Raw genomic sequence first — 21,909 nt, 5'->3', positions numbered from 1 at the left:
GAGCTACGCGCCCGGCGGCAGCTTCGGTACCGTGGCACGCAGCATCGCCTCCAACAGCGACTCGGCCGTCGTGCCCGCGGGCGAGCGGCGCAGGATGTCGGCGAGACGGCCATCGAGCAGCAGCATCGTATAGCCGTGCACAAGCGACCAGGCGCGTGCGATGGCGGCGGATTGTTCGAGCGACAATTCCTCGTCGCCCACATGGCCTTCGCCGCGCGACGCCACCGAACCGGCGAGGCCGGCGAACGAGGCTTCCGCCGCCTCGTGCAGCGAAGGCCGGGAATAATCGAGCCGCTCGGTCCGGAACATCAGCCCGTACATGCCGGGATTGGCCTGGGCGTAAGCGACATAGGCGCGCGCCCGCCCCATCGCGCGCTCGATCGGCGTGCCCGGCTGCTCGCCCGCCGCCTTCATGGCCGCGTTGAAGCGCGTGAAGCCGATCGCCGCGAGCTCGCTGACGAGACCGGTGAGATCGCCAAAGTGATGCGTCGGCGCCGCATGCGACACACCGGCCTCGCGCGCCACCGCCCGCAACGTCAGTCCGGCGAGCCCGTCGCGCTCCAGCACGCGCTCGGCCGCTTCGAGCAGCGCATCGCGCAGCGCGCCATGATGATAGGGCGCGCCCTGCTCGCCCGGGCTCGACGTACGGCGCGTTCGCGTCCGGACCTGTTCTGTCGCTATTCGGCGGCGCTGCGCCCGCACCTGATCGATCTTCGTGGTCATGAATCTCCTTATACAAACAATTTTGACAGCGTAAAGATTCGACTTGACCTGCCCCGGCCCTGTCAGTAGCTTTATCTTGACATCGTAAAGATAACTGCAAGAACCGGAGGAAGGCCGCGCCATGACCATCCAGTTGCAGAGCACGGCCCAGCGCCATACGCGGCGCGACAACATCGCGCCGATCCCGTTCGAGTGCGACGCGCCATTTCTCAAGATCACCGGCGAACTGCCGCGCGAGCTCAACGGCACGCTCTATCGCAACGGCCCGAACCCGCAATTCGACTCGCCCGGCGCTCACTGGTTCGTCGGCGACGGCATGCTGCACGCCTTCCATATCGAGAACGGCCGCGCCTCCTATCGCAACCGCTGGGTCCGCACGCCGAAATTCGAGGCCGAGCGCAAGGCCGGCCGCGCGCTGTTCGGCGGCTTCGGCCGCCGGCTCGCCGACGCGCCGGCCGACGTGACCGATGGCGGCGTCGCCAACACCAACATCATTTCCCATGCGGGCAAGCTGCTCGCGCTCGAAGAGGCGCACCTGCCGACCGAGATCGAGCCCGTCACACTCGCAACCAAAGGCTATCAGGATTTCGGCGGCCGCCTGCGCGGCGCCTTCACCGCGCATCCGAAGACCGATCCGGTCACCGGCGAATTGCTGTTCTTCGGCTACAACGCGAGCGGTCCGCTCACGCCCGCCCTGACCTACGGCACCGTCGATGCCGACGGCACACTCACACGCCTCAGCCGCTTCGAGGCGCCCTATGCCAGCATGGTGCATGACTTCATCGTCACCGCGAACCACGTGCTGTTTCCGATCCTGCCGCTCACCGGCAGCCTGGAGCGCGCGATGTCCGGCAAGCCGCCTTACGCCTGGGAGCCCGACAAGGGCGCCTATGTCGGCGTCATGAAGCGCGGCGGCGACGTCAAGGACATCGTCTGGTTTCGCGGCGATGCCTGCTACGTCTTCCACATCATGAATGCTTGGGACGACGGTGACCGCATCACAGCCGACGTGATGCAGTTCGAGGAGGCGCCGCTGTTTCCGCATCCCGACGGCCGGCCGACCGATCCGACGAAAGCCGTTGCGCGGCTGTGCCGCTGGAGCTTCGACCTCGCCGGCAACAGCGACCGCTTCACGCAGACCTATCTCGACGATCTCACCGGCGAATTCCCGCGCATCGACGACCGCAGGGCCGGGCTCGCGAGCCGCCATGGCTGGTACGCCTGCGCCAACCCGGACGGGCCGTTGTTCGGCGGCCTCTCCGGCCTTGCGCATGTCGACGGCGCCGGCACGCGGCGCGCCACGCATCTGCTGCCGGACGGCGACACCCTGTCCGAGCCGGTGTTCGTCCCGCGCAGCGCCGACGCCGCCGAAGCCGACGGCTGGCTGCTCAGCGTGGTCTGGCGCGCTGCGACCAACACCAGCGACCTCGCCGTGTTCAACGCCACCGACATCGGCCGCGGTCCCGTCGCATTGGTCCATCTCGGTCATCGGGTGCCCGACGGCTTCCACGGCAATTGGGTCGGAGCCTGAGATCATCGACAGAGCCTCCATTCAACCGGGCCTCACGTTATTTTGACACTGTCAAGATTCAGCTTGACCGCCTCACCGTCACCCCATAAGGTCATCTTGCCACTGTAAAGATTGGCTCGGGAGGAGCCGTCGATGACCCTGTTCCTGATTCTTGCGCCCTACGGCGTCTACGCCGCGCTGATGATGATGGTCTCCGCCACGCTCAGCCTGCTGGTCGGCGCCGGACTGTGTCTGGCGATCGTCGCGCTGGACATCGCCAAGGGACGGTCGATCAAGATTCTGGGACTCGGCTCGGCCGCGATCTTCGCGGCTGTAGCCGCCTACCTCACCGCCATCGAGCCGGCCATGAGCACCTCGGCGGTGCGGCTTACGGTCGACTGCGGCATTTTCGCGCTGTCGCTCGGCTCGATCGTGCTGCGCAGGCCGTTCACGCTGCAATACGCGCTGGAGGTGGTGCCGCCGGAAACCGCGGCAATTCCAGGCTTTCTGCGCGCCAATTACATCATCACCGGCGCCTGGACGGCGTCGGCGCTGTTGATGATCGTCGGCAACCTGATGACGCTCTATGTCCCCGGCCTGCCCTATTGGACCGGCCTCGCCATTGCCTTCGCTGCCCGCAACAGTGCACTTTATTTCACGCGCTGGTATCCTGAGTATCGTAGGACAAAGGACATCGCTGCGCAGACTGCCGCCGCAATGTCCGGCCAAGATCGATAAGTGTTGCTCTCCAGGGAGACAGGCGTGAAAGACGTATTCGTGAGGCTGACCGCAGATTTTCTCTCCGCCGCGGTCTTCTTCATTCTCTACCTCGCCACCGACGACGTCGTGCTGGCGACCGCAAGCGCCGTCACCGTCGCCATCGTCCAGGTGGTCTGGGCCCGAATCAAGGGTCACAGCCTCGGCTTCATGGCCTATGCCAGCATCGCCCTGGTCGTGGTGCTCGGCAGCGTCACGCTGCTCACCAACGACCCCCGCTTCATGTTCGCCAAGCCGGCCATCGGGCACTTTGCGATCGGCCTGATCATGCTCAAGCGCGGCTGGATGCTGCGCTACGTTCCGCCGATGGTGGCGGAGACCATTCCCGAATACGTCACCGTGGCCGGCTATGCCTGGGCGGCGCTGATGTTCGCGCTCGGCCTCGGCACGATCGGCGTGGCGATGACCGGCGACGTCAAGCTGTGGGCGATCTACATGGGACTCACCGCCGCCGCCAAGGTCGCGGCGTTCGCGCTGCAATTCATCGCCTTCCGTTTCGTGATCGCCAGCCGCCTGCGGGCGGCGCGGGCCTGATCGCCGCATTGGGCTTATCAGCGAAGATGCGCTATAGGGGCGGCCGAAGGCCCCCTCTAAGGCTGCTTCGGGGCCCGGGATGGCAACGCCAGGAGAACGATCGATGGCTGTGGACGGCAACTGGAATCTGACCTTGAACACGCCGATGGGCGAGCGCAGCGCGACCCTGAGCCTGAAGAGTTCAGGCTCCACGCTGACCGGCACCCAGGCGGCCGAAGGCGATTCCGCCGAGATCTTCGACGGCACCGTCAATGGCGACGACGTTTCCTGGAAGGTCTCGATCACGAGCCCGATGCCGCTGACGCTCGACTTCAAGGGCAAGGTCGCCGGCGACACCATCTCCGGCGAAATGGGCATCGGCTTCATGGGCAGCTTCCCCTTCACCGGCGCGCGCGGCTAAGCCGCGCTTTGTAGGGCGGGCAAAGGCGCGCCAAGCTGCCTGATCAAGGGCGAGACCGCACTCGCGCCGTGCCCACCATTGCTACCGCATGCGTCGACAGACGGTGGGCACACGGCCGCCTACGGCGGCCGCTTTGCCCACCCTACGCTTCTGCGCTCCATCGACTTGCTCCGCCGTCGTCCCGGCCCTGAGCCGGGACCCATACCCCCAGGGAGCCGTTTGAGGCACGCTGGCGATTGGCTTTTTGCCCATCACATCCGCCGCGGCGTATGGGTCCCGGCGCGAGGCCGGGACGACAGTGTTTTCTGCCCCAGGCAATCCTGCTTCACATTTCAAACAGCCCGGACAAGCGTCCGCATTCCCGCAGCGGATAACGCCCGGGTGATGCATCGGCATGCCCCTCGATCAAGGCGAAGGGCGCAGGGAAGGCCAGGCGTCGGCTGACGCCTGCGGCCCGCCTGCGAGAAAGAATGCAGGCGGCAGGTACCACAGGTGCAGCCGGACAACGCCCGGCCTTCCCTGCGCGGTGGTCTTCACGCTTATACGCAGTCTGCCTGGTGCGCCGGGCTTGTTGGCCACCATGCCGCGACAATGCTTGCGCATTGCCGCAGGGGACACCAGCATCGGGGTGTCAGCACGCTGCGACTTCACGTCCGCGCCATGCCGTTCGTCCGCGCATCCGAGGACACGCTGCGACATGATCGCGGCCACCGCTCCCCGCCCCGCGTGTCGTGACGATCGCGCGCAACGCCCCTTCGGTGGGACGGGATGCGGGAAGATAATCATGATTTCCGAAAATTGGCAAGTGATTTTTATTTTTCGGAACAGACTCGCGCATCGCCCGCGTGAGGTTTGATCTGACGGGCGCGACGACCCCTCCGCCGTCATTCCGGGGCGTGCGTCCGCCGCAGCTCGAAGAGCGAAGGCGGAGGCACGAGCCCGGAATCCATTTGGCGGCAGTTCGCGCGGCCTGATGGATTCCGGGCTCGCCGCGCTGCGCGCGCCGCCCCGGAATGACGGCGGAGGGCGTGGCCGCACCAGTGTCCACTAACTCAGAACCAAATCTGCATCGCCACCTCATGCGCATCGCGCGGCGGCTCGCCCTCCGGCACGCAGCCGGCGCCATCGCGGGCAGCGAGCGCCACCGCGCAGGCGTCGAGCACGTCGTCGGGCTTGGCGCCGGTGCCGCGGCGTGCATGGGTCAGCCAGTCGTCGATGGACGCGAAGCCCGCGGCAACCAACAGGTCGCGCCGCAGCCTGGCCCCCTGCTCCGTCTTCTTCGACGGCAGCGGCGCGCCGTTGAGGCGCAGGAACACCAGCTCCGGGTGCGCCTCGCGGATGTCGCGGTCGCGATGCGCGCGGACGAAGGCATCGACCTCCATGATCTTGCGGCCGAGATGCCAGAGCTGCCGCGAGGCGCGCGGCTGGCCGCGACGTGTGGCTTCGAGGTTCGCTTCATCCGGATCGGTGTAGTTCTCCCACAGCCAACGCCGCGCACCGGTGAACACGCGGGAGCGGTGCGGCGCGAGCTTGTCGCGCGCGAGCAGATCGCAGGCGCGGGTGCCGTCGTCGGTCATGCCGATCGGGATGTCGATGGCGGCGCGGGTGAAGGCGGATGCGAGGGCGGTGGCGATGTCAGCGGGGAACGCGATGTCGCGTTGATCGCCGTCGATCGACACGGCGACCCAACCGCGCGAGAAGCCGTCGAGGCCGAGGAAGCGGTCGGGATGCATCGCGTTCAACTATCAAAAGCGTCCTGGCGCGTTGCCTGTTTTTTCCAGCGAAGTGAGCTCAGCCACTCACGAGTTCGAGCCGAGCTCGCCACCACACCGGCGGTGCGCTCCCCTCCCCCTTGCGGGGAGGGGTCGGGGGTGGGGGTCTCCGGGCGATGAACTAGATGGAGGGCACATCGAAAGATCATCGAGAGAGCCTGTCCGTTTCGCACGTCGTGATCTGTTACCCAACGACAGAGCGGGATGTGTGGACCCCCACCCCCGACCCCTCCCCGCAAGGGGGGAGGGGAGCGCACCGTTCGGGCCGCAACATCACGGCTCCTACGCCCAGTTGGAGCATTCGTCACGCGGCACTCAGCTTGCCCACCTCCTCACGCCAACGGCCGGGATCGCTCCCGGCCGCTGCAGCACACACCACCCGAGCCTCGCCTCAGCCGAGGTTCAGCTCCTTGAAGAAGTCGTTGCCCTTGTCGTCGATGATGATGAAGGCCGGGAAGTCGACGACCTCGATGCGCCAGATGGCTTCCATGCCGAGCTCGGGATATTCGACGACCTCGACCTTCTTGATGCAGTGCTCGGCGAGGTTCGCCGCGGCGCCGCCGATCGAGCCGAGATAGAAGCCGCCGTGCTTCTTGCAGGCTTCGCGCACGGCCGGGGCGCGGTTGCCCTTGGCAACCATCACCATCGAGCCGCCGGCGGCCTGGAACTGATCGACGAAGGAATCCATGCGGCCCGCCGTGGTCGGGCCGAACGCGCCGGAGGCGTAGCCGTCGGGGGTCTTGGCCGGACCGGCGTAGTAGACCGGATGGTTCTTGAAGTAGTCCGGCAGCGGCTCGCCACGGTCGAGGCGCTCGCGCAGCTTGGCATGCGCGGCGTCGCGGGCGACGATCATGGTGCCGGTCAGCGACAGCCGGGTCTTGATCGGGTTCTTCGACAGCGTGGCGAGGATGTCCTTCATCGGCTGGTTCAGATCGATCTTCACGACCTCGCCGCCGAGCGCCTGCTCGACCTCCGGCAAATACTGCGCCGGGTGATGCTCGAGCTCCTCGAGATAGACGCCGTCCTTGGTGATCTTGCCGAGCACCTGGCGGTCGGCCGAGCACGACACGCCGAGACCGATCGGCAAGCTTGCGCCGTGGCGCGGCATGCGGATGACGCGGACGTCGTGGCAGAAATACTTGCCGCCGAACTGCGCGCCGACGCCGAGCGACTGCGTCATCTTGTGGATTTCCTGCTCCATCTCGACGTCGCGGAAGGCGTTGCCATCAGCGGAGCCTTGCGTCGGCAGCGCGTCGAGATAGCGCGCGGAGGCGAGCTTGACCGTCTTCATGCACAATTCGGCCGAGGTGCCGCCGATCACGATGGCGAGGTGATAAGGCGGGCACGCGGCGGTGCCGAGCGTCAGGATCTTCTCCTTCAGGAACGCCAGCAGCCGGTCCTTGGTGAGTACCGAGGGCGTCGCCTGGAACAGGAAGCTCTTGTTGGCCGAGCCGCCGCCCTTGGCCATGAACATGAACTTGTAGGCGTCCTCGCCTTCGGCGTAGATCTCGGTCTGCGCCGGCATGTTGTTGGCGGTGTTCTTCTCCTCGTACATCGAGAGCGGCGCGACCTGCGAGTAGCGGAGATTGCGGCGCAAGTATGCGTCGCGCGCGCCTTCGGAGAGCGCGGCCTCGTCGTCACCGTCGGTGATGACGTTGCAGCCCTTCTTGCCCATGATGATCGCGGTGCCGGTATCCTGGCACATCGGCAGCACGCCGCCGGCGGAGATGTTGGCGTTCTTCAGGAAGTCGAGCGCGACGAACTTGTCGTTCGGGCTGGCCTCGGCATCGTCGAGGATGCTGCGCAACTGCTTCAGATGCCCGGGGCGCAGGAAGTGGTTGATCTCACCGAACGCTGCTTCCGACAAGGTCCGCAGCGCCTCGCGCGAGACCACCAGCATGTCGCGTCCCAGCACCTTCTCGACCCGCACACCCTCGGTCGTGATCTTCTTGTAGGGCGTGGTGTCCGGCCCGAGCGGAAACAGCGGCGTGTGCTTGTAGGGCGGGACGGGCTTGGACTGGTCGGGGAAAGCGGTGGGCGCATTCATGGCGAATCTCGCAGGGGTTCTAAAGGCGGCCGCCCAAAGCGGTCTTGACAGGTCTGATATCACCCTGGCGTCGGGGCGCAACAGATGGTTCGGCATGGCCGTTCCGGGGCGGGACCATGCCACCTTTGGTCTGAATGATAGGTGGTTGTCGGGAGAGGACGGGCTCAGCGATCGGCGCGCCGTCGGCAGGAGCGGCCAGCCCGCTATCTCTCATGCGAGCCCTCGGCATCTCCACTTCGATCCTGGGCTCCGTGAAACACGGCAGTGACCAAAACCTATCCGGCGTGCCGATCGAATTCGTAGACTACGAGATACGGGAGCCGTGGAACGACCCACTCGAAGGTCCCAGGATCGCGGCCCAGACGGCCCATCGACGGAAACGAGATCAGCAACTCGATGCTGCCCAGCAATCGATCGACAACGGCCTTTGCTGCCGCAGGACTGTCCTGTGAAATCCAACTGAAGATGCCTTCGATGTCGGCAATGGCCTGATCGTCGAAAACGAGCTTCATAGAGGGATCAGGATCCTAGCCTGCCGAGGCGATCCCGCGCTTCCGCGTGGGACACGATCTTTCGATCGGGATTGGCCCGTCGACGTCGGACTTCCTCAAGCTGGGTATCCGTCAGGCGGACGTCGCGCATGTGCTTAACGTAGTCCAGGAGCGCACCGGCAGCAGCGTTCTGATCGTCTGCGGACAGCCTTTGAACCTCCTGCAAAGCCTGATCGAGTAGTCTTGTCATCATCGAAACATAGCAGCTTCATCAGAGAACGAAAAGCGCGGCCAATCGAACTCTGATGTCGGATCGTCGCGCATCAGCCGAACATGCGAAACGAATTGCACGAGGCTGCTGAATTATGTAACCTCAGATTGTTGTCATAATCATTTTCGTCCTGGAGGCGTCATGACCCGAGGTCTCTGTGTTGCAATCACGTTCGTCCTGGCCTTGATCACCCTGTTCCCCGCTTCGGCCGGCGCCGTCGGTCCCGGGCGCGCGTGCGGCGGCTTTGCCGGCATCCCATGCAATGCTGGCCTGTATTGCGAGTTTCCGGCCGGCCAATGTGGCCGGTTCGACATGATGGGCGTGTGCCGCCGCAAGCCGACATTCTGCACCAAGATCTACATGCCGGTGTGCGGCTGTAACTTCCAGACCTACGGCAACGACTGCGAACGCCGCGCCGCTGGCGTTTCGCTGTCGCATCCCGGCCGCTGCTGGTTCTGAGCGAGCGATCGCGCCGCTGCCGCCCGGCCCCGTGACCGCGGTCCGTCAACACGCGGTCAATTTGGCCGACGATCTTGTGCGGCCGCGGCGCATCGCGCTTGCATGACCTTCGCGCGCAGGCTTCAATGGCGCGGGGGTATTTTGAATGCAGTCTTCTCGTGTGTCCTACGGCCGGTGTTCATTTGGCCGCAACATCATCTTTGCCATTCTCATTGCGCTCGGCGCGATGCTCGCACCGCAGGCGGCGCGGGCCGATCGGTGCGACGACGTCGCCAAGGAGCTCAGGAACGGCATCGAGGGCATCAAGATCGGCCAGACGGCGGCCGGCACCGTTTATCTCGCGCATCCGAAGGCGCGCGAGATCACGCTCGGCTGCTCGTCAAAGAATTTTTCCAACCAGCTGTTCGGGAAAACCGACCGCAAGCCGCCGCCGGCCTTCGTCGAGCTGATGGCGAGCGCGGCGGCGATCGTGTTCACGCTGCCGAAGGACGACATGGTGCGCGGCGTCAACCGCTGCTACCGCCGGCTCGGCATCTTCCGCGGCGACGACGTCCCCAGCCGCTACCGCCGGCTCGATATGCGCTGCACCCGGACCAAGACGGAATCCTCGATCACGATCACCCGCAGCAAGGATCAATAGCCGCGGACCCGGGTGCCGCCGGTTTCTGCGAAGCCATCAGCAAGCCGTTCACTATTGGCGGCCGCCACTCACAGTTGCAGACAATTCGAGCGATCCGGTTGACGCTTCCTTCGCTGGACATGGCCACGCTCGGGCCAACACCAAGCGAGGAGCTGGACCATGTCCGTTTCGAGCGTTTCGTCGTCATCAGCGCCGCCCTCACCGCCGCCGGTCTCGATCGAGACGAACAAGCCTCAGACGCAGCAGGCGCAGAGCCAACAGACGCAGTCGTTCAAGCCGGACAAGACCGGCGACGAAAACGCTGCCGAGAACAAGGCGCAGCGCCCGCCGCTGCCGCCCGGTCAGGGCACGCGCGTCGACATCATCGCCTGACGACCCCACACCCTCAGGCCAACTTCGTATGACGGCGGCGCCTTCGGCGTCCGCCGTCATACGTGCTACGCATCCAGCGCCTTGTAGTGGCGGAAGATGCCGTCCTCGTTGAAGGGGATGCGGCGCTCGCTCTGCAGATAGGCTGCGATGTTCGGCCTGGCGGCGACGCGGTCGTGCAGCGCGACGAGGCCGGGAATGTGACGTTCGAACGCGGCCATCCGGTTGGGGAACGCGTAGCGCAGGCCGGCGATGATCTGGAACAGCGACAGGTCGACATAGGTCAGCTTGCGGCCGGTGACGTAGGCGCCGCCGCTCTTCGCCAGGATCTGCTCGAAATAGCCGAGGAATTTCGGCACCCGTTCATTCCAGAACTCGGCGGTGCGCTTCTTGGCGGGCGCGCGCTGGTCCTCGTAGTAGAGCGTCGGGCCGAGCGGGTGATGCGTGTCGTGGATCTCGACGACGAAGTCGGTGATCGTGAGTTGCAGCTGATGCACCCAGAGCTGGCCCGCCTCGGCCTTCGGCGCGAGGCCATGGCGGCCGCCGAGGAAGAACAGGATGTTGGCGGTCTGGCCGATGACGCGGCGGCCCGCTTTCAGGAAGGGCGGCGCGAAGGGCGGCGTGGCGCTGTCCGCCTCCAGCATAGCGGTCATCGCCGCGATGCCCTCCTCGCGCGCCACATCACGATAGGAGGCGCCCGCCTCCTCCAGCGCGAGCCGGACATATTCGCCGCGGCCCTGGATCATCGGCCAGTAATACAACTCGTAACGCATGGGCCATCCTCGAGGTGATGCGCCCATACGATGCGAGGGAGACGGACGCGCGGTGTCAGTTCGCCGCGAAGCAGTATAGCAGGCCGTCGCCACCGGTGCTCTTCAGATCGGCCTGGGAACAGCCGCCGTCGGGACCGCGCGAGGGATGCGAGGTGTTCCACGATCTCGACGGCTCGTCGTCGCGCAGCCCGATGCGATCGGAATGGCCGACCATCGCAGCGCCTTGCGTGGAGCTCGTCCAGTTGCGGCAGGTGCGGTCCTCGCCGGCCGCAAAGGCCGTTCCGTCGGCCTGGGAACCCGTGAGCACATCGTGGCGGTTCGGCGTGTCGCCGCGGCCGTTGATGACCTCGCCCTTCTCGCTCAGCGCCGTCTGCTTGGTGAGGTTGTTGGATGCGCCGTGCAGGTCCGCGACGTCCTTGGCGACGACCACCCCCTTGGCGTTCTGCCACGGACCCTTGCCGATGCGATCGCGCGCGTTGACCGCGGGCTGGCCATCGGCGGCCTGCGTCGAGAGATAGGCGCGCCAGGTCTTGGCCCCGGCGCCAGCGGCTTGCGCCAGGATCTGGCAGTGCTTGTCGGCGCCGGCGAGGCCGCCGAGATCGCCGCCCTTGCCGGGGCCGTTGCTGGTCAGGAAGAAGCTCATCTCTGCGCTCTGGGCCGAGGCGGTCGCGATCGGGCCGGGTGCTGCGGCGAGCAGCGCGCCCGCGATCATGATGGTGCGGAGCGGTGTCATGATGTCCTCCCTCTTGGACGATGTGTGTTGGACGGTGTTGGCGCATCGCTTGGACGCGATGTCGTTCGTGAGCATGGAACCCGTCGAAGGCCGGATTATTCCGCCTCCGCCAGCGCAAAACAAAAGCGCCGCGGATTGCTCCGCGGCGCGTGATGTTCGTTCCTATCGCTCGGCTCAGCTGACCTGCTGGATCGCCGAGACCTGCCAGTCGGCGCCGGGGTGGCGCAGGAAGGTCCAGATCTCCGTGACCTCCTGCGGCTGGTCGGAGCCGTCGACCACGCGGCCCGAGGCGCGCTCGATAGTCTTGTCGGCGAGCGTGAACCGCATCGCCACCGTGGCGTAGTCGGCACCATCCTCGCGCCAGGACTCGGCGAGGTCGCCCTGCAGCAGCTTCACGCCGGTGACCTTGTTGACCACGCCGCGCGCCTGGTTCTGCTCGAGGTCGCGCTCGAAATACGAGGCCATCTCGGGCGTCGACAACAGGCGGAGGCGGCCGACATCCTCGTTCGACCAGGCCGACTGGATCTCGCCGAGCAGCCGCTCGAACGCCTCGTAGTCGGCCGGCTGGATCTGCAGCGGCGGCTGGTTGCTGCCACCACCGAAGCCGCCGAACCCGCCGCCAAGACCCCCACCGAGGCCGCTCAGGCCCGAGCGCAAGCTCTGCTGACTGTCATTGGAGCCCGGCGCCGGGCCGGCTGCATAGGCCGGCTGGTTGCGGCGCTGCCACCAGGACATCGCGAACCGGACCACCAGCACCACCAGCAGGACCTGCAGGATCAGGCCGATGATCGAGGCAAAGCCGCCGAGACCAGAGAACAGGCCGCCGCCGAACAGCATGCCGAACAGGCCCGCACCGAGGAAGCCGGCGGCGAGGCCGCCCAGCATGCCACCGAAGCGTCCGCCGAACAGGCCGCCGCGCGCGGGCGCCGCCGTGTTCATGCCAGGCTGGCCCGGCTGGGACATGGTGCGATTGAACTGCGACGCCGATCCCGGCGCGGTTGCGGTCGGAGGCGGCGCGGAGAACGTGCGCGTGCCGCGGGAGCCCGAGCTGGAGCCGCCGCCGATCCGGGCGTCGGCCGCCGAGACGGCGAGCACCGTCGGCAGCGCCAAGGAAAGGGCCACGGCCATCGCCTTGAGGAGGCCGCTTTTGCGCTGCATGAAGCTCATCATTGTTTCCCATCAGTCCCCGGAATGGGGATGCCCGTAATGTGGGCACAACCCGCGAAAAGGGAAGGCGGCACGAGGCCGCGCGGCTGCGGCGCTGGGTCGCGGCATGAACGCGCTCGTCCGCCTTGTCCGGGTACCCTGGTAACCTATTGCGGAGCCATGGTTTCCTTCACCGCCGCGACCAGCTGGCTGAGCGTGAAGGGTTTCGGCAGGAAGGCGAATTGCTGGTTTTCCGGCAGGCTCTTCTCGAACGCATCCTCGGCATAGCCCGAGACGAAGATGATCTTGATGTCGGGATTCTTCTCCCGCATCACCTTCAGCAGCGTCGGTCCGTCCATCTCCGGCATCACGACGTCGGACACCACGAGATCGAGCTCGCCGTTGCATTCCTCGAGCGCCTCCATGGCCTCGATGCCGTTCGACGCCTCGATGACGCTGTAGCCGCGCGAGCGCAGGCCGCGCGCGTTCAGCGCCCGCAGGCCCTCCTCGTCCTCGACCAGCAGGATCGTCCCCTGCCCGGTCAGGTCGGCACGCGGCTTCGACGCCTCGGCGGCGGGTGCCGCGTCCTTCGCCGCGCCGTTGGTGGCCTGCGGCTCCGGCTGGACCTCGGGCACGACGATGTGGCGCGGCAGGAAGATCTGGAACGAGGTTCCCTTGCCGAGCTCGCTGTCGACATAGATGAAGCCGCCGGTCTGCTTGATGATGCCGTAGACGGTCGACAGGCCGAGGCCGGTGCCCTTGCCCACTTCCTTGGTCGAAAAGAACGGCTCGAAGATCTTCTCGCGGATCTCGGCGGGAATGCCGGTGCCGGTGTCGCTGATCTCGATCTTGACGTAGTCGGCGACCGGCATGCCCTTGTAGCCGCCCTGCGCGGCCTCGTCGGACGTGACGTTGGCGGTGCGCACCGACAGCTTGCCGCCGTCCGGCATCGCATCGCGGGCGTTGACCGCGAGGTTCACGACCACCTGCTCGAACTGCGAGACGTCGACCTTGACCGGCCAGAGGTCGCGACCGTGCACGAGGTCGAGCTTGACCTTCTCGCCGATCAGGCGGCGCAGCAGCATCGTGAGATCCGACAGCGCGTCGCCGAGGTCGAGCACCTGCGGCCGCAAGGTCTGGCGGCGCGAGAACGCGAGCAGTTGCCGCACGAGCGTCGCGGCGCGCGTCGCGTTCTGCTTGATCTGCATGATGTCCTGGAACGACGGGTCGGTCGGCTTGTGCGCGTTCAGCAGGAAATCGTTGGCCATCATGATGGCCGACAGCACGTTGTTGAAGTCGTGGGCGATGCCGCCGGCGAGCTGGCCGACCATCTCCATCTTCTGCGACTGGTTGATCTGGGTTTCCAGCGCCCGCCGCTCGGTGGTCTCGAGCAGATAGACGATCGCAGCTTCCGTCTCGCGCTCGTCCTCGTCGACCGCGGTGACGAAGAACTGGCCGAAGCGCTCCTTCGCGCCCTCCAGCATCACTTCGACCGGCGGAATGTCCGCCTGACCTTCCGCCGCCTGGTTGATGGCAGCGATCAGCAGATGCCGGTCACGCTGGCTGACGGTGCGGAAGATCGATTTCGCCGCGGCGACGTCGCCGCTGACGCTCTGCGCCAGCTTGGCGTAGCGCGCATTGGCCCGGACAACCGCGCCGCCGCGGTCGACGGTCGCGATCGCCATCGGCGTGTGGTCGAAGAAGCGCATGAAGCGCACCTCGGCGGCGCGCTCCGGATCGGAGCGCTCGTCGCGGGCGCGGCTGATGACCAGGGTGCGCGAGGCGCCCGGCTTGCCGTCGGCGCCAAAGGCGAGCTTGTGATAGAGCCGCGCCGGCATGGTCTTGCCGCCGCGCATCTTCAGGTCGATGTCGAACACCTCGGTGCGGACCTCGCCGGGCACCGCGACGATCGAGGTCAGAAGCGAGGCGCCGTCACCGGAAACGACGTCGGCGAGCTTCAGCCCGCCGGACCCGATCTCGGCGAGATCGTAGTCGAGCCAGTTGGCAAGCGTCGCATTGACGTAGACCAGGCTGCCTTCCGGATTGACCGAGAAGAAGCCGCACGGCGCGTGGTCGAGATATTCGATCGCGTGCTGCAGCTCCTGGAACACGTCCTCCTGGCGCTCGCGGTCCCGCGTGATGTCGGCGATCGACCACACCGCATAGCGGGCGTGGCGCTTGGTCTGGCCGAGCGGGCGCACGCGCATGCGCAGCCAGCGGCCCTGGCCGCCTTCGGCCGCGGTGATGCGCACCTCTTCCTGCTGCCGCTTGCCCTCGCGCGCGGCCTTGAGCAGGCGGAACACGGCCTCCGACACATCGGGATTGCCGATGAACACGCGCTCGACGGGCCGCGCCTCCTGCGGGCTCGCCGCCCCGGTCATGCTGAGATAGGCGGCGTTGGCGTAGACCACGTGACCCCGCGGGTCGGTCACCGCGAGGCCGTCGAAGGCGTGATCGGCGATCGCGCCCATCACAGGATCGTCGGTCGCCTTGTCGGCGAAGCGGACGATGCCGGCGGCGAAGGCGAACAGGTTGAACAGGCCGACGGTCGCGAGCAGCGACAGCAGGCCGAGAATATAGGGCTGCGCCTGGTTGCGGCCGATCGTCATCAGCGCGATCGCCACCGCGACGAGGCCGAACGCGACCAGCAGGATCAGCAGAATGCTGCCGCTGCGGCGCGGCCGCTCCGGCAGGCTCACCTGGTCCGGTGACGCTTCGTTGTCTTTCTCGGCGCTCATGGCTTGAGGACGCGACCTGTCGGCTGGGAGCCCCAGCCCGTTCACGCGGCTCCCGCCCCCAACTGCCTGAATCGACGGGTCAAGCGCAAGCCCGTCAAGCCGATATTCCATGATTTATCCGTATTTTGCGGCCCGTTCCGGGTCCGAATCGGTTGTCATTGCGGGCGCCCCGAGAGGTTGCGCCGCAGCCCCATCACGTAGCCGATGATCTCCGCGACCGCGTGATAATGTTCCACCGGGATCTCCTCGTCGATCTCGACGGTGGCATACAGCGCGCGGGCCAGCGGCACGTTCTCGACGATCGGGATGTCGTGCGCCTTGGCGATCTCGCGGATCTTGAAGGCGATGTTGTCGACGCCCTTGGCGACGCAGACCGGCGCCGACATGCCGCGCTCGTAGGACAGCGCGACCGAGTAGTGGGTCGGGTTGGTGATGATCACGGAGGCCTTGGGAACCGCGGCCATCATGCGCTTCTTCATGCGCTGCTGGCGGATCTGCCGGATGCGGCCCTTGACGTGCGGATCGCCTTCCGACTGCTTGAACTCCTCCTTCATCTCCTGCAGCGACATTTTCTGGCGCTCGTACCACTGCCGGTACTGGAACAGATAGTCGCCGATCGCGACCAGCGCGAGCAGCGCGACGACCGAGCCCATCAGGCGCGTGGTCAGCGAGATCGTCACGCCGAGCAGCTCGGCGACGTCCATGTGCAGCAGCGATTCGAGCCGCAGCCGCTCCGGCCACAGGATCATGACCATGACCGTGCCGAGCAGAATGAGCTTGAACAGGCCCTTGGCGAAATTGGCCGCCGCCTGCTTGCCGAACAGCCGCTTGGCGCCGGCGAGCGGCGAGATCTTGGACAGCGTCGGCTTCAGCGGCTCGCCCGACCAGACCAGGCGGTGCTGCATCATGTTGCCGGCCACGGCCGCCAGCATCACCATCAGGATCGGCACGCCGATCGCGGCGATCACGGCGAACGACAGGCTGCGCGCCAGCGCGAGCAGGCCCGCACCGTCGGTGTGGATCATCCAGGAATTGGCGATCAGGTTGCGCATCGGCACCAGCACGGCGGTGCCGATCGAGCCCGAGAAGGACGACATCACGAGCGTCGCGGCCGCGATCACGAACCAGGTGTTGAGCTCCTGGCTCTTGACGACGTCGCCACGCTCGAGCGCCTGGTCGAGGCGTTTTTGCGTCGGGTCTTCTGTTTTGTCCTCGGTATCGCCCTCGTCCGCCACCGGTCAGGCTCCCCTCACCGCGGCATCAGCTCGCGCAGGACGCCTTCGAAATAGCCGAGAAAGGTCCCCATCATCGCGGCCAGCACCAATCCGAAGATCAGGAAGCCGATCAGGATCGAAAGCGGCGCGCCGACAAAATATACCTGCATCTGCGGCATCAGCCGCGCCAGCACGCCGAGCCCGATGTTGAAGACCAAGCCGAACACCAGGAACGGCGCCGACAATTGCAAGCCGATCTTGAACGACGCCGTGAACGCCTTGGTGGCCAGCGCGGCGACGTCGCCGCTCGGCACCAGGTCGCCCGGCGCGAAGATCTTGTAGCTGTCGCTCAGCGCCGCGATCACCAGATGATGGCTGTCGGTCGAGAACAGCATGGTCACGCCGAGCATGGTGAGGAAGTTGCCGATCAGCACGCCCTGCTGGCCCTGCGTCGGATCCACCGCGGTGACGAAACCGAGCCCCATCTGCTGCGCGATCACGGAGCCGGCGACCTGCAGCGCCGACAGCGTCACGCGCGCGGTCGCGCCGAGCACGATGCCGATCACGATCTCGTGCACCATCATCACGAGCAGCGGCGCCATCGCCTGCAGGTCGATCTGATAGGCCTGACGGTGCAGCGGCATCACGATCATGGTCAGCAGCAGCGCGGTGGCGAGCTTGATGCGGACGGGGATGTTGACCTCCCCCAGGCCCGGCAGCAGCATCACCATGGCGGCGACGCGCGCGAAGACCAGCATGAACACGGCAGCGAGCGCCGGAAGAAAGGAGATATCGATGCGCATCGTCCGCCGTTCCGGCCCTTTCGGCCGCGGGCTGATGCGGCACGACGGTCTTCGAGGAGACAGCCTGCGACCAGGCGGCCTGCGCGCCGGCCCGCACAGCCGACTGCGCACGATCGAAAGCTGCGGCGCCCCCCGCACCGCCTCTCACGACCGCTCGCAGCGACCTCGCACAGGCCAGCTCTGCAGCGCCGGACATTGCCTCATCCGCCGATGATTCGCGACGAGATCCGCATCATCTGCTGATGCATCGCGTCGGCCATGAACGGCAGGGCCAGCAGCAGCGTGACGAAGATCGCGATGATCTTCGGCACGAACACCAGCGTCTGCTCCTGGATCTGCGTCAGCGCCTGGAACAGCGAGACGACCACGCCGACGACCAGGCCGACCACCATGAGCGGCGACGAGACCAGCACGATGGTCCAGATCGCATCGCGCGCCACATCGAGCGTTTCGGCACCGGTCATGTCGTGTCAATCCTCATTGTCGGTCGGTTTCGGCGGATGGCGCGCAGCATCGATGCGCCGGCAGCAACGGACGGCACCTCTCCGAACGGCCCGGGGCGCGCATGGCGGCCGGGCGCGTTCGGAGCAGCGCCTAGATCGTCATCTTCATCACGTCTTCATAGGCCTGGATCACGCGGTCGCGCACCGAGACCAGCGTGGACACCGCAACGTCGGTCTCGGCGACCGCGGTGACGACATCCATCACGTTCGCCTTGCCCGAGGCCATCGCGACCGCCTGGCTGTCGGACTTTCGCCCGGTCTCGACGACGCTGCTGATCGCATCCTTCAGCACCGCGCTGAATGACGGACCACCCTTGTCGCCTCCGGCGCCATTGCCGAGGACGTCACGCACGCGTGCGAGTCCGCCGAAGGCGTTGCTCGTACCACCGGTATCGAGCACGCGGGCGGAGTTTGCATAGGCATTCGCTGCGGAGATTGGGGAGGCCATGACTTTCGTTCCTGTCCTAGGTCTTCAGAATGTCGAGTGTGCGTTGGATCATGCGGCGCGTGGCGCCGATGATGTTCAAATTCGCCTCGTAGGACCGCTGTGCATCACGCATGTCGGTCATTTCGATGAGCGGATTGACGTTGGGGTACTTGACATTGCCGGACGCGTCCGCGGCCGGGTTACTGGGGTCGTATTTGACGCGGAACGAAGATTGATCGGGCACCACCTTGCCGAGCGCCACCACCTTGGCGTCGAGCGCACGGTCGAGCGCCGAGGTGAAGGTCGGGACCTTGCGGCGATAGGGATCGCCGCCGGCCTTGGCGGCGGTGGAATCGGCGTTGGCGATGTTCTCGGAAATGACGCGCATCCGCCCGGCCTGCGCACGCAGTCCCGACGTTGCGATGCTCATCGAGCGCTGGAAATCGCTGGTGTCGTTTGCCATGCTTGTCTGTCTCCGTTAGCTCCGGCTCAGCCCTTGCCGATTGCAGTTTTCAACAGACGCAGGCTCTTGCCGTAGAGCGAGGTCGCGGCGGCATAGTCCATCTGGTTGGCGGAGACCTTCAGCATCTCCTCCTCGAGGCTGACGGCGTTGCCCGCCGGCCTCGTTTGAAATCCGACCTTGCGGTTCTGGTCGAACGTCGCGGCATCGCCCGACGACGGCGTGATGTGCGCCGTGCTGGTGCGCGTCAGCGACAGCGGCGCAAAGCCTCCGACCGCCTGGCCGGCCGAGTTGAACTTCGGCTCAACGAGATCCCGCGGCTTGAAATTCGGCGTATCGGAATTGGACACGTTCTCGGACAGCACGCGCTGCCGCTCCTGATGCCACTGCATCTTGGTCCGCAACGCCGACAGCACGGGGAGATCGTTGATGGACATTGCAACTGCTCGTTAGTGTCCGACTATCGGACGGATTCGGTAGGTAGAAATTGCCGCGCTTATGGTTAACAGGGAGTTAAGAAGTGGTGCGCCGCCCCCCGGGACAATCCCGGGGTTTTGACGATTTCTTAGGAAAGTACCGCCCTTCGAGCGGGAGGCTGCTTCAATCCGGGACGCTGTGCCTCGCCAAGAAGTCGTTTTGGCCCGGCCGATTCATGGGTTATTAAGACACCGCACGGCAGTTCCTGCCGTTATGCGTTAACAGGTTGGTTCCGGTTCTGAAGCTCCGTTCGCTGCCGGCGATGCGTTGGACAGACGAGAGACTTCGAAAGGACGCGGTATTTGCCGGGGACAGAGATGCAGGCACTGACGTTCTTTTTTGCTTTTGTAGCCGTGCTGGCGCTGATCGGCCTGGCTGCCTGGCTGGTCCGCCGATTCGCAGGGAATCGCCTCGGCACCAATCCGAATCGCGGCCGCATGCCCCGGCTCGCCGTCATCGATGCCGCCGCCGTCGATGGCCGCCGCCGTCTCGTGCTCGTGCGGCGTGATAACATAGAGCATCTTCTGATGATCGGCGGACCGACCGACATCGTGGTCGAATCGAACATCGTGCGCGCCATGCCGGCGCGCGAGCAGCTGCCGCAACGGCCCGGCCTCAACGCCGAACCGCCCGCCGCGCGCATCGCGCCACTTCCGGATGCACCGGCATGGAGCGACAACGAGCCGAAGGCCGAGGCCGCCGAGCCGGCGGAGCCGCAGATGCCGGAGCCGCCGGCCCGTCCGCTGCGGCCGTCATTCATCGATGAGGTTCGCCGGGCCGCACCGGCTGCTGCCGAGCGCCGCGAGCCGCCGCCGTTCCCGCAGGAACCGCCGCTTTCCCCGCGCCGGGTCGCGGAGCCCCGCCAGGACATTCGTGGAGAGATGCGAGGAGAGCCACGCGGTGGTGACGAGCCGCGGCTGGAGCCTCGCCCGGAGCGAGCGCCTCGCGGCGAGCCGGCATTGCCGCGCGCGCTGCGTCCGGCCGAGCCGCAGCGCCCGGCGGACGCGCCGCGTCCCGAGGGCCCCCGGCTGCCGCCGGTGCGCGCGGCCGAACGGGCAGAGCGCGCCGAAAGGACCGCCGAGCGCGCGGAACGCGCGGCGGCGGCAGCACCTCCGCCGCCGCCCGTTGCCCAGATGCCGTCGCCGCCCGCCGCTCCGCCTCCGCCGCCGATGGACCAGAGCGCCGAAGCCAATCTGGCGGAGATGGCGCAACGTCTCGAGGCGGCGTTGCGGCGTCCGTCCGCCGAGCCGGCTGCTCCGCCCACGAGCGGCCCGGCCGTGCTGCGCCAAGCGCGCAGCGAGCCGGCTCCGGGTGCTGCCGCTCCCGCCAAGACCAACTTCGAGAACCTGGAGGACGAGATGGCTTCACTGCTCGGACGTCCGAAGTCCTCGCAGTGAGATCGCTGCTCTCCCCGCGTAGAGTTCTTTTCATTGCTGTCCTGATTGGCACCGGCGCTTTCGCGGGGAGCGCGGCCGCGCAGGATATCAGCATCAATCTCGGCGGCGGCACCGGCGGCGGCGTCACCGAGCGGGCGGTCCAGCTGATTGCCCTGCTCACGGTGCTGTCGATCGCGCCGTCGATCCTGATCATGATGACCTCGTTCACGCGCATCGTGGTCGTGCTGTCGCTGCTGCGCACTGCGATGGGCACAGCGACGGCGCCGCCCAACTCGGTGATCATCGCGCTGGCGATGTTCCTCACGGCCTTCGTGATGGGACCGGTGCTGCAGAAATCCTATGAGGATGGCGTGCGACCGCTGGTCGAGAACCAGCTCGGCGTCGAGGACGCGCTCCAGCGCGCCTCCGTGCCGCTGCGCGGCTTCATGCAGAAGAACGTGCGCGAGAAGGACCTGAAGCTGTTCATGGACCTCTCGGGCGAGCCCCCGCCGGCCACTCCGGACGAGTTGTCGCTGCGCATCCTGGTGCCCGCCTTCATGATCTCGGAGCTCAAGCGTGCCTTCGAGATCGGCTTCCTGCTGTTCCTGCCGTTCCTGGTCATCGACCTCGTCGTCGCCTCGGTGCTGATGTCGATGGGCATGATGATGCTGCCGCCGGTCGTGGTGTCGCTGCCGTTCAAGCTGATCTTCTTCGTCCTGGTCGACGGCTGGTCGCTGGTGGCGGGCAGCCTCGTGCAGAGCTACGGCGGGTAGAGCCGGCGACCGACTGCTCATGCTGCCGGCGCGAGCCCCGCTCCGCCGCGTCGATCGATGGATCGTCCGACCTCCCTCCCCGCCCGGCTCGCGCGCACGTCTTCGCGGCGGGGGGATTTCTCATCGCGCTGCTGGCGGCCGGGTGATCGCGCCGGACGATCGACGTATCGCGCTCATCCGTTTCGGCGTTGTCATGCCCGAGATGATTCCGCGACAGACTGAGATTGGTCGAATGCGATCGGCCTGCCGCTTGCGGGGAGAGCGAGCGCGCACCGTCCGTGCCTCCAACGGCATGGCTCCGACGTCGAGATGTGAGGATCAACACATCAGGCGCTGCGCGACGAAGATCGACGCACACGCGCATCGTATCGGCCGCACAACGCACGCACAAAAAGGCACGCACAAAAAGAAAAGTCTCCGGCACTTGGGGAGCCGGAGACGAAGGCGGGTCTTGGAAAGATGATGAATGACGGAATCGTAGTCGCTCGCGCGG

The 21,909-nt window shown here is 66.4% G+C and carries 24 protein-coding genes; 10 read left to right on the top strand and 14 right to left on the bottom strand.

The window, feature by feature from the left end:
* Positions 1-3: 3 nt before the first annotated feature.
* Entirely contained in the window at positions 4-723 is a 720-nt protein-coding gene (locus ACQR1Y_RS33095) for a TetR/AcrR family transcriptional regulator (RefSeq protein ID WP_434879731.1), read from the bottom strand.
* 121 nt (positions 724-844) lie between these two features.
* Between ACQR1Y_RS33095 and ACQR1Y_RS33090 the strand changes: the two genes are divergently transcribed.
* The 4 genes from ACQR1Y_RS33090 to ACQR1Y_RS33075 all read left to right on the top strand — a co-directional run bounded on the left by ACQR1Y_RS33090 (position 845) and on the right by ACQR1Y_RS33075 (position 3,944).
* The gene (locus tag ACQR1Y_RS33090; protein ID WP_434879732.1) at positions 845-2,254 is read left to right on the top strand and encodes a carotenoid oxygenase family protein; all 1,410 of its coding nucleotides are present in this window, start codon (positions 845-847) and stop codon (positions 2,252-2,254) included.
* Positions 2,255-2,386: 132 nt separating this feature from the next.
* Positions 2,387-2,971 (top strand): hypothetical protein, encoded by a 585-nt coding sequence (locus tag ACQR1Y_RS33085; protein ID WP_434879733.1) that lies wholly within the window; start codon positions 2,387-2,389, stop codon positions 2,969-2,971.
* A 24-nt stretch (positions 2,972-2,995) separates the two neighbouring features.
* Positions 2,996-3,544: a septation protein IspZ gene (locus ACQR1Y_RS33080; RefSeq protein WP_434860960.1), complete on the top strand. Its 549-nt coding sequence runs from the start codon at positions 2,996-2,998 to the stop codon at positions 3,542-3,544.
* Positions 3,545-3,647: 103 nt separating this feature from the next.
* On the top strand, positions 3,648-3,944 hold the full coding sequence (locus ACQR1Y_RS33075; protein WP_434860959.1) for a hypothetical protein: 297 nt from the start codon (positions 3,648-3,650) through the stop codon (positions 3,942-3,944).
* Between the two features lie 1,052 nt (positions 3,945-4,996).
* On the opposite strand, the gene ACQR1Y_RS33070 is transcribed toward ACQR1Y_RS33075, so the two are convergent.
* From ACQR1Y_RS33070 to ACQR1Y_RS33060, 3 genes are all read right to left on the bottom strand, one after another.
* The gene (locus ACQR1Y_RS33070) at positions 4,997-5,677 is read right to left on the bottom strand and encodes a DUF429 domain-containing protein (protein ID WP_434861065.1); all 681 of its coding nucleotides are present in this window, start codon (positions 5,675-5,677) and stop codon (positions 4,997-4,999) included.
* A gap of 430 nt (positions 5,678-6,107) precedes the next feature.
* The gene (locus ACQR1Y_RS33065; RefSeq protein WP_434879734.1) at positions 6,108-7,763 is read right to left on the bottom strand and encodes a fumarate hydratase; all 1,656 of its coding nucleotides are present in this window, start codon (positions 7,761-7,763) and stop codon (positions 6,108-6,110) included.
* A gap of 275 nt (positions 7,764-8,038) precedes the next feature.
* Positions 8,039-8,275 (bottom strand): type II toxin-antitoxin system RelE/ParE family toxin, encoded by a 237-nt coding sequence (locus tag ACQR1Y_RS33060; RefSeq protein ID WP_434879735.1) that lies wholly within the window; start codon positions 8,273-8,275, stop codon positions 8,039-8,041.
* Positions 8,276-8,321: 46 nt separating this feature from the next.
* Between ACQR1Y_RS33060 and ACQR1Y_RS33055 the strand changes: the two genes are divergently transcribed.
* The 4 genes from ACQR1Y_RS33055 to ACQR1Y_RS33040 all read left to right on the top strand — a co-directional run bounded on the left by ACQR1Y_RS33055 (position 8,322) and on the right by ACQR1Y_RS33040 (position 9,996).
* A complete protein-coding gene (locus ACQR1Y_RS33055) occupies positions 8,322-8,495 on the top strand; it encodes a hypothetical protein (RefSeq protein WP_434879736.1) in 174 nt (57 codons plus the stop codon).
* A 171-nt stretch (positions 8,496-8,666) separates the two neighbouring features.
* Entirely contained in the window at positions 8,667-8,984 is a 318-nt protein-coding gene (locus ACQR1Y_RS33050) for a hypothetical protein (protein ID WP_434879737.1), read from the top strand.
* Positions 8,985-9,210: 226 nt separating this feature from the next.
* Entirely contained in the window at positions 9,211-9,624 is a 414-nt protein-coding gene (locus tag ACQR1Y_RS33045; RefSeq protein ID WP_434861064.1) for a hypothetical protein, read from the top strand.
* Between the two features lie 159 nt (positions 9,625-9,783).
* Complete coding sequence (locus tag ACQR1Y_RS33040; RefSeq protein ID WP_434860954.1) at positions 9,784-9,996, top strand: hypothetical protein; 213 nt, start codon at positions 9,784-9,786, stop codon at positions 9,994-9,996.
* A 65-nt stretch (positions 9,997-10,061) separates the two neighbouring features.
* Here the strand turns inward: ACQR1Y_RS33040 and ACQR1Y_RS33035 are convergent, their stop codons facing one another.
* The 10 genes from ACQR1Y_RS33035 to flgB form a co-directional block, all read right to left on the bottom strand.
* Positions 10,062-10,766, bottom strand: a complete 705-nt coding sequence (locus ACQR1Y_RS33035; protein WP_434879738.1) for a glutathione S-transferase — start codon at positions 10,764-10,766, stop codon at positions 10,062-10,064.
* A gap of 55 nt (positions 10,767-10,821) precedes the next feature.
* Positions 10,822-11,499 (bottom strand): lectin, encoded by a 678-nt coding sequence (locus ACQR1Y_RS33030; protein ID WP_434879739.1) that lies wholly within the window; start codon positions 11,497-11,499, stop codon positions 10,822-10,824.
* 174 nt (positions 11,500-11,673) lie between these two features.
* Complete coding sequence (locus tag ACQR1Y_RS33025; RefSeq protein WP_434879740.1) at positions 11,674-12,657, bottom strand: Tim44 domain-containing protein; 984 nt, start codon at positions 12,655-12,657, stop codon at positions 11,674-11,676.
* A gap of 155 nt (positions 12,658-12,812) precedes the next feature.
* Complete coding sequence (gene cckA, locus ACQR1Y_RS33020) at positions 12,813-15,383, bottom strand: cell cycle histidine kinase CckA (RefSeq protein WP_434879741.1); 2,571 nt, start codon at positions 15,381-15,383, stop codon at positions 12,813-12,815.
* Positions 15,384-15,538: 155 nt separating this feature from the next.
* Positions 15,539-16,618 carry a flagellar biosynthesis protein FlhB gene (flhB, locus tag ACQR1Y_RS33015; protein ID WP_434879742.1) on the bottom strand — a complete coding sequence of 360 codons (1,080 nt, stop codon included), beginning with the start codon at positions 16,616-16,618 and terminating at the stop codon, positions 15,539-15,541.
* A 14-nt stretch (positions 16,619-16,632) separates the two neighbouring features.
* On the bottom strand, positions 16,633-17,400 hold the full coding sequence (fliR, locus tag ACQR1Y_RS33010; RefSeq protein ID WP_434860948.1) for a flagellar biosynthetic protein FliR: 768 nt from the start codon (positions 17,398-17,400) through the stop codon (positions 16,633-16,635).
* Positions 17,401-17,600: 200 nt separating this feature from the next.
* The gene (gene fliQ / locus ACQR1Y_RS33005; RefSeq protein WP_434860947.1) at positions 17,601-17,864 is read right to left on the bottom strand and encodes a flagellar biosynthesis protein FliQ; all 264 of its coding nucleotides are present in this window, start codon (positions 17,862-17,864) and stop codon (positions 17,601-17,603) included.
* Positions 17,865-17,994: 130 nt separating this feature from the next.
* On the bottom strand, positions 17,995-18,351 hold the full coding sequence (fliE, locus tag ACQR1Y_RS33000) for a flagellar hook-basal body complex protein FliE (RefSeq protein WP_434860946.1): 357 nt from the start codon (positions 18,349-18,351) through the stop codon (positions 17,995-17,997).
* Positions 18,352-18,367: 16 nt separating this feature from the next.
* A complete protein-coding gene (gene flgC / locus ACQR1Y_RS32995; protein ID WP_434860945.1) occupies positions 18,368-18,793 on the bottom strand; it encodes a flagellar basal body rod protein FlgC in 426 nt (141 codons plus the stop codon).
* Positions 18,794-18,819: 26 nt separating this feature from the next.
* Positions 18,820-19,227 carry a flagellar basal body rod protein FlgB gene (gene flgB, locus ACQR1Y_RS32990; RefSeq protein WP_434860944.1) on the bottom strand — a complete coding sequence of 136 codons (408 nt, stop codon included), beginning with the start codon at positions 19,225-19,227 and terminating at the stop codon, positions 18,820-18,822.
* Between the two features lie 357 nt (positions 19,228-19,584).
* On the opposite strand from flgB, the gene ACQR1Y_RS32985 reads away from it, so the two are divergent.
* Positions 19,585-20,664, top strand: a complete 1,080-nt coding sequence (locus ACQR1Y_RS32985) for a flagellar biosynthetic protein FliO (RefSeq protein ID WP_434879743.1) — start codon at positions 19,585-19,587, stop codon at positions 20,662-20,664.
* Complete coding sequence (gene fliP, locus ACQR1Y_RS32980; protein ID WP_434860942.1) at positions 20,661-21,416, top strand: flagellar type III secretion system pore protein FliP; 756 nt, start codon at positions 20,661-20,663, stop codon at positions 21,414-21,416. The genes ACQR1Y_RS32985 and fliP overlap by 4 nt, the downstream gene beginning before the upstream one ends.
* Positions 21,417-21,909: the final 493 nt, after the last annotated feature.

Source organism: Bradyrhizobium sp. HKCCYLRH3099, assembly GCF_051167855.1.
In the GTDB taxonomy this organism is placed as follows: Bacteria; Pseudomonadota; Alphaproteobacteria; order Rhizobiales; family Xanthobacteraceae; genus Bradyrhizobium.
Note: the sequence above shows the minus strand (reverse complement) of the source record. Positions and strands in the feature narration are given on the sequence as shown.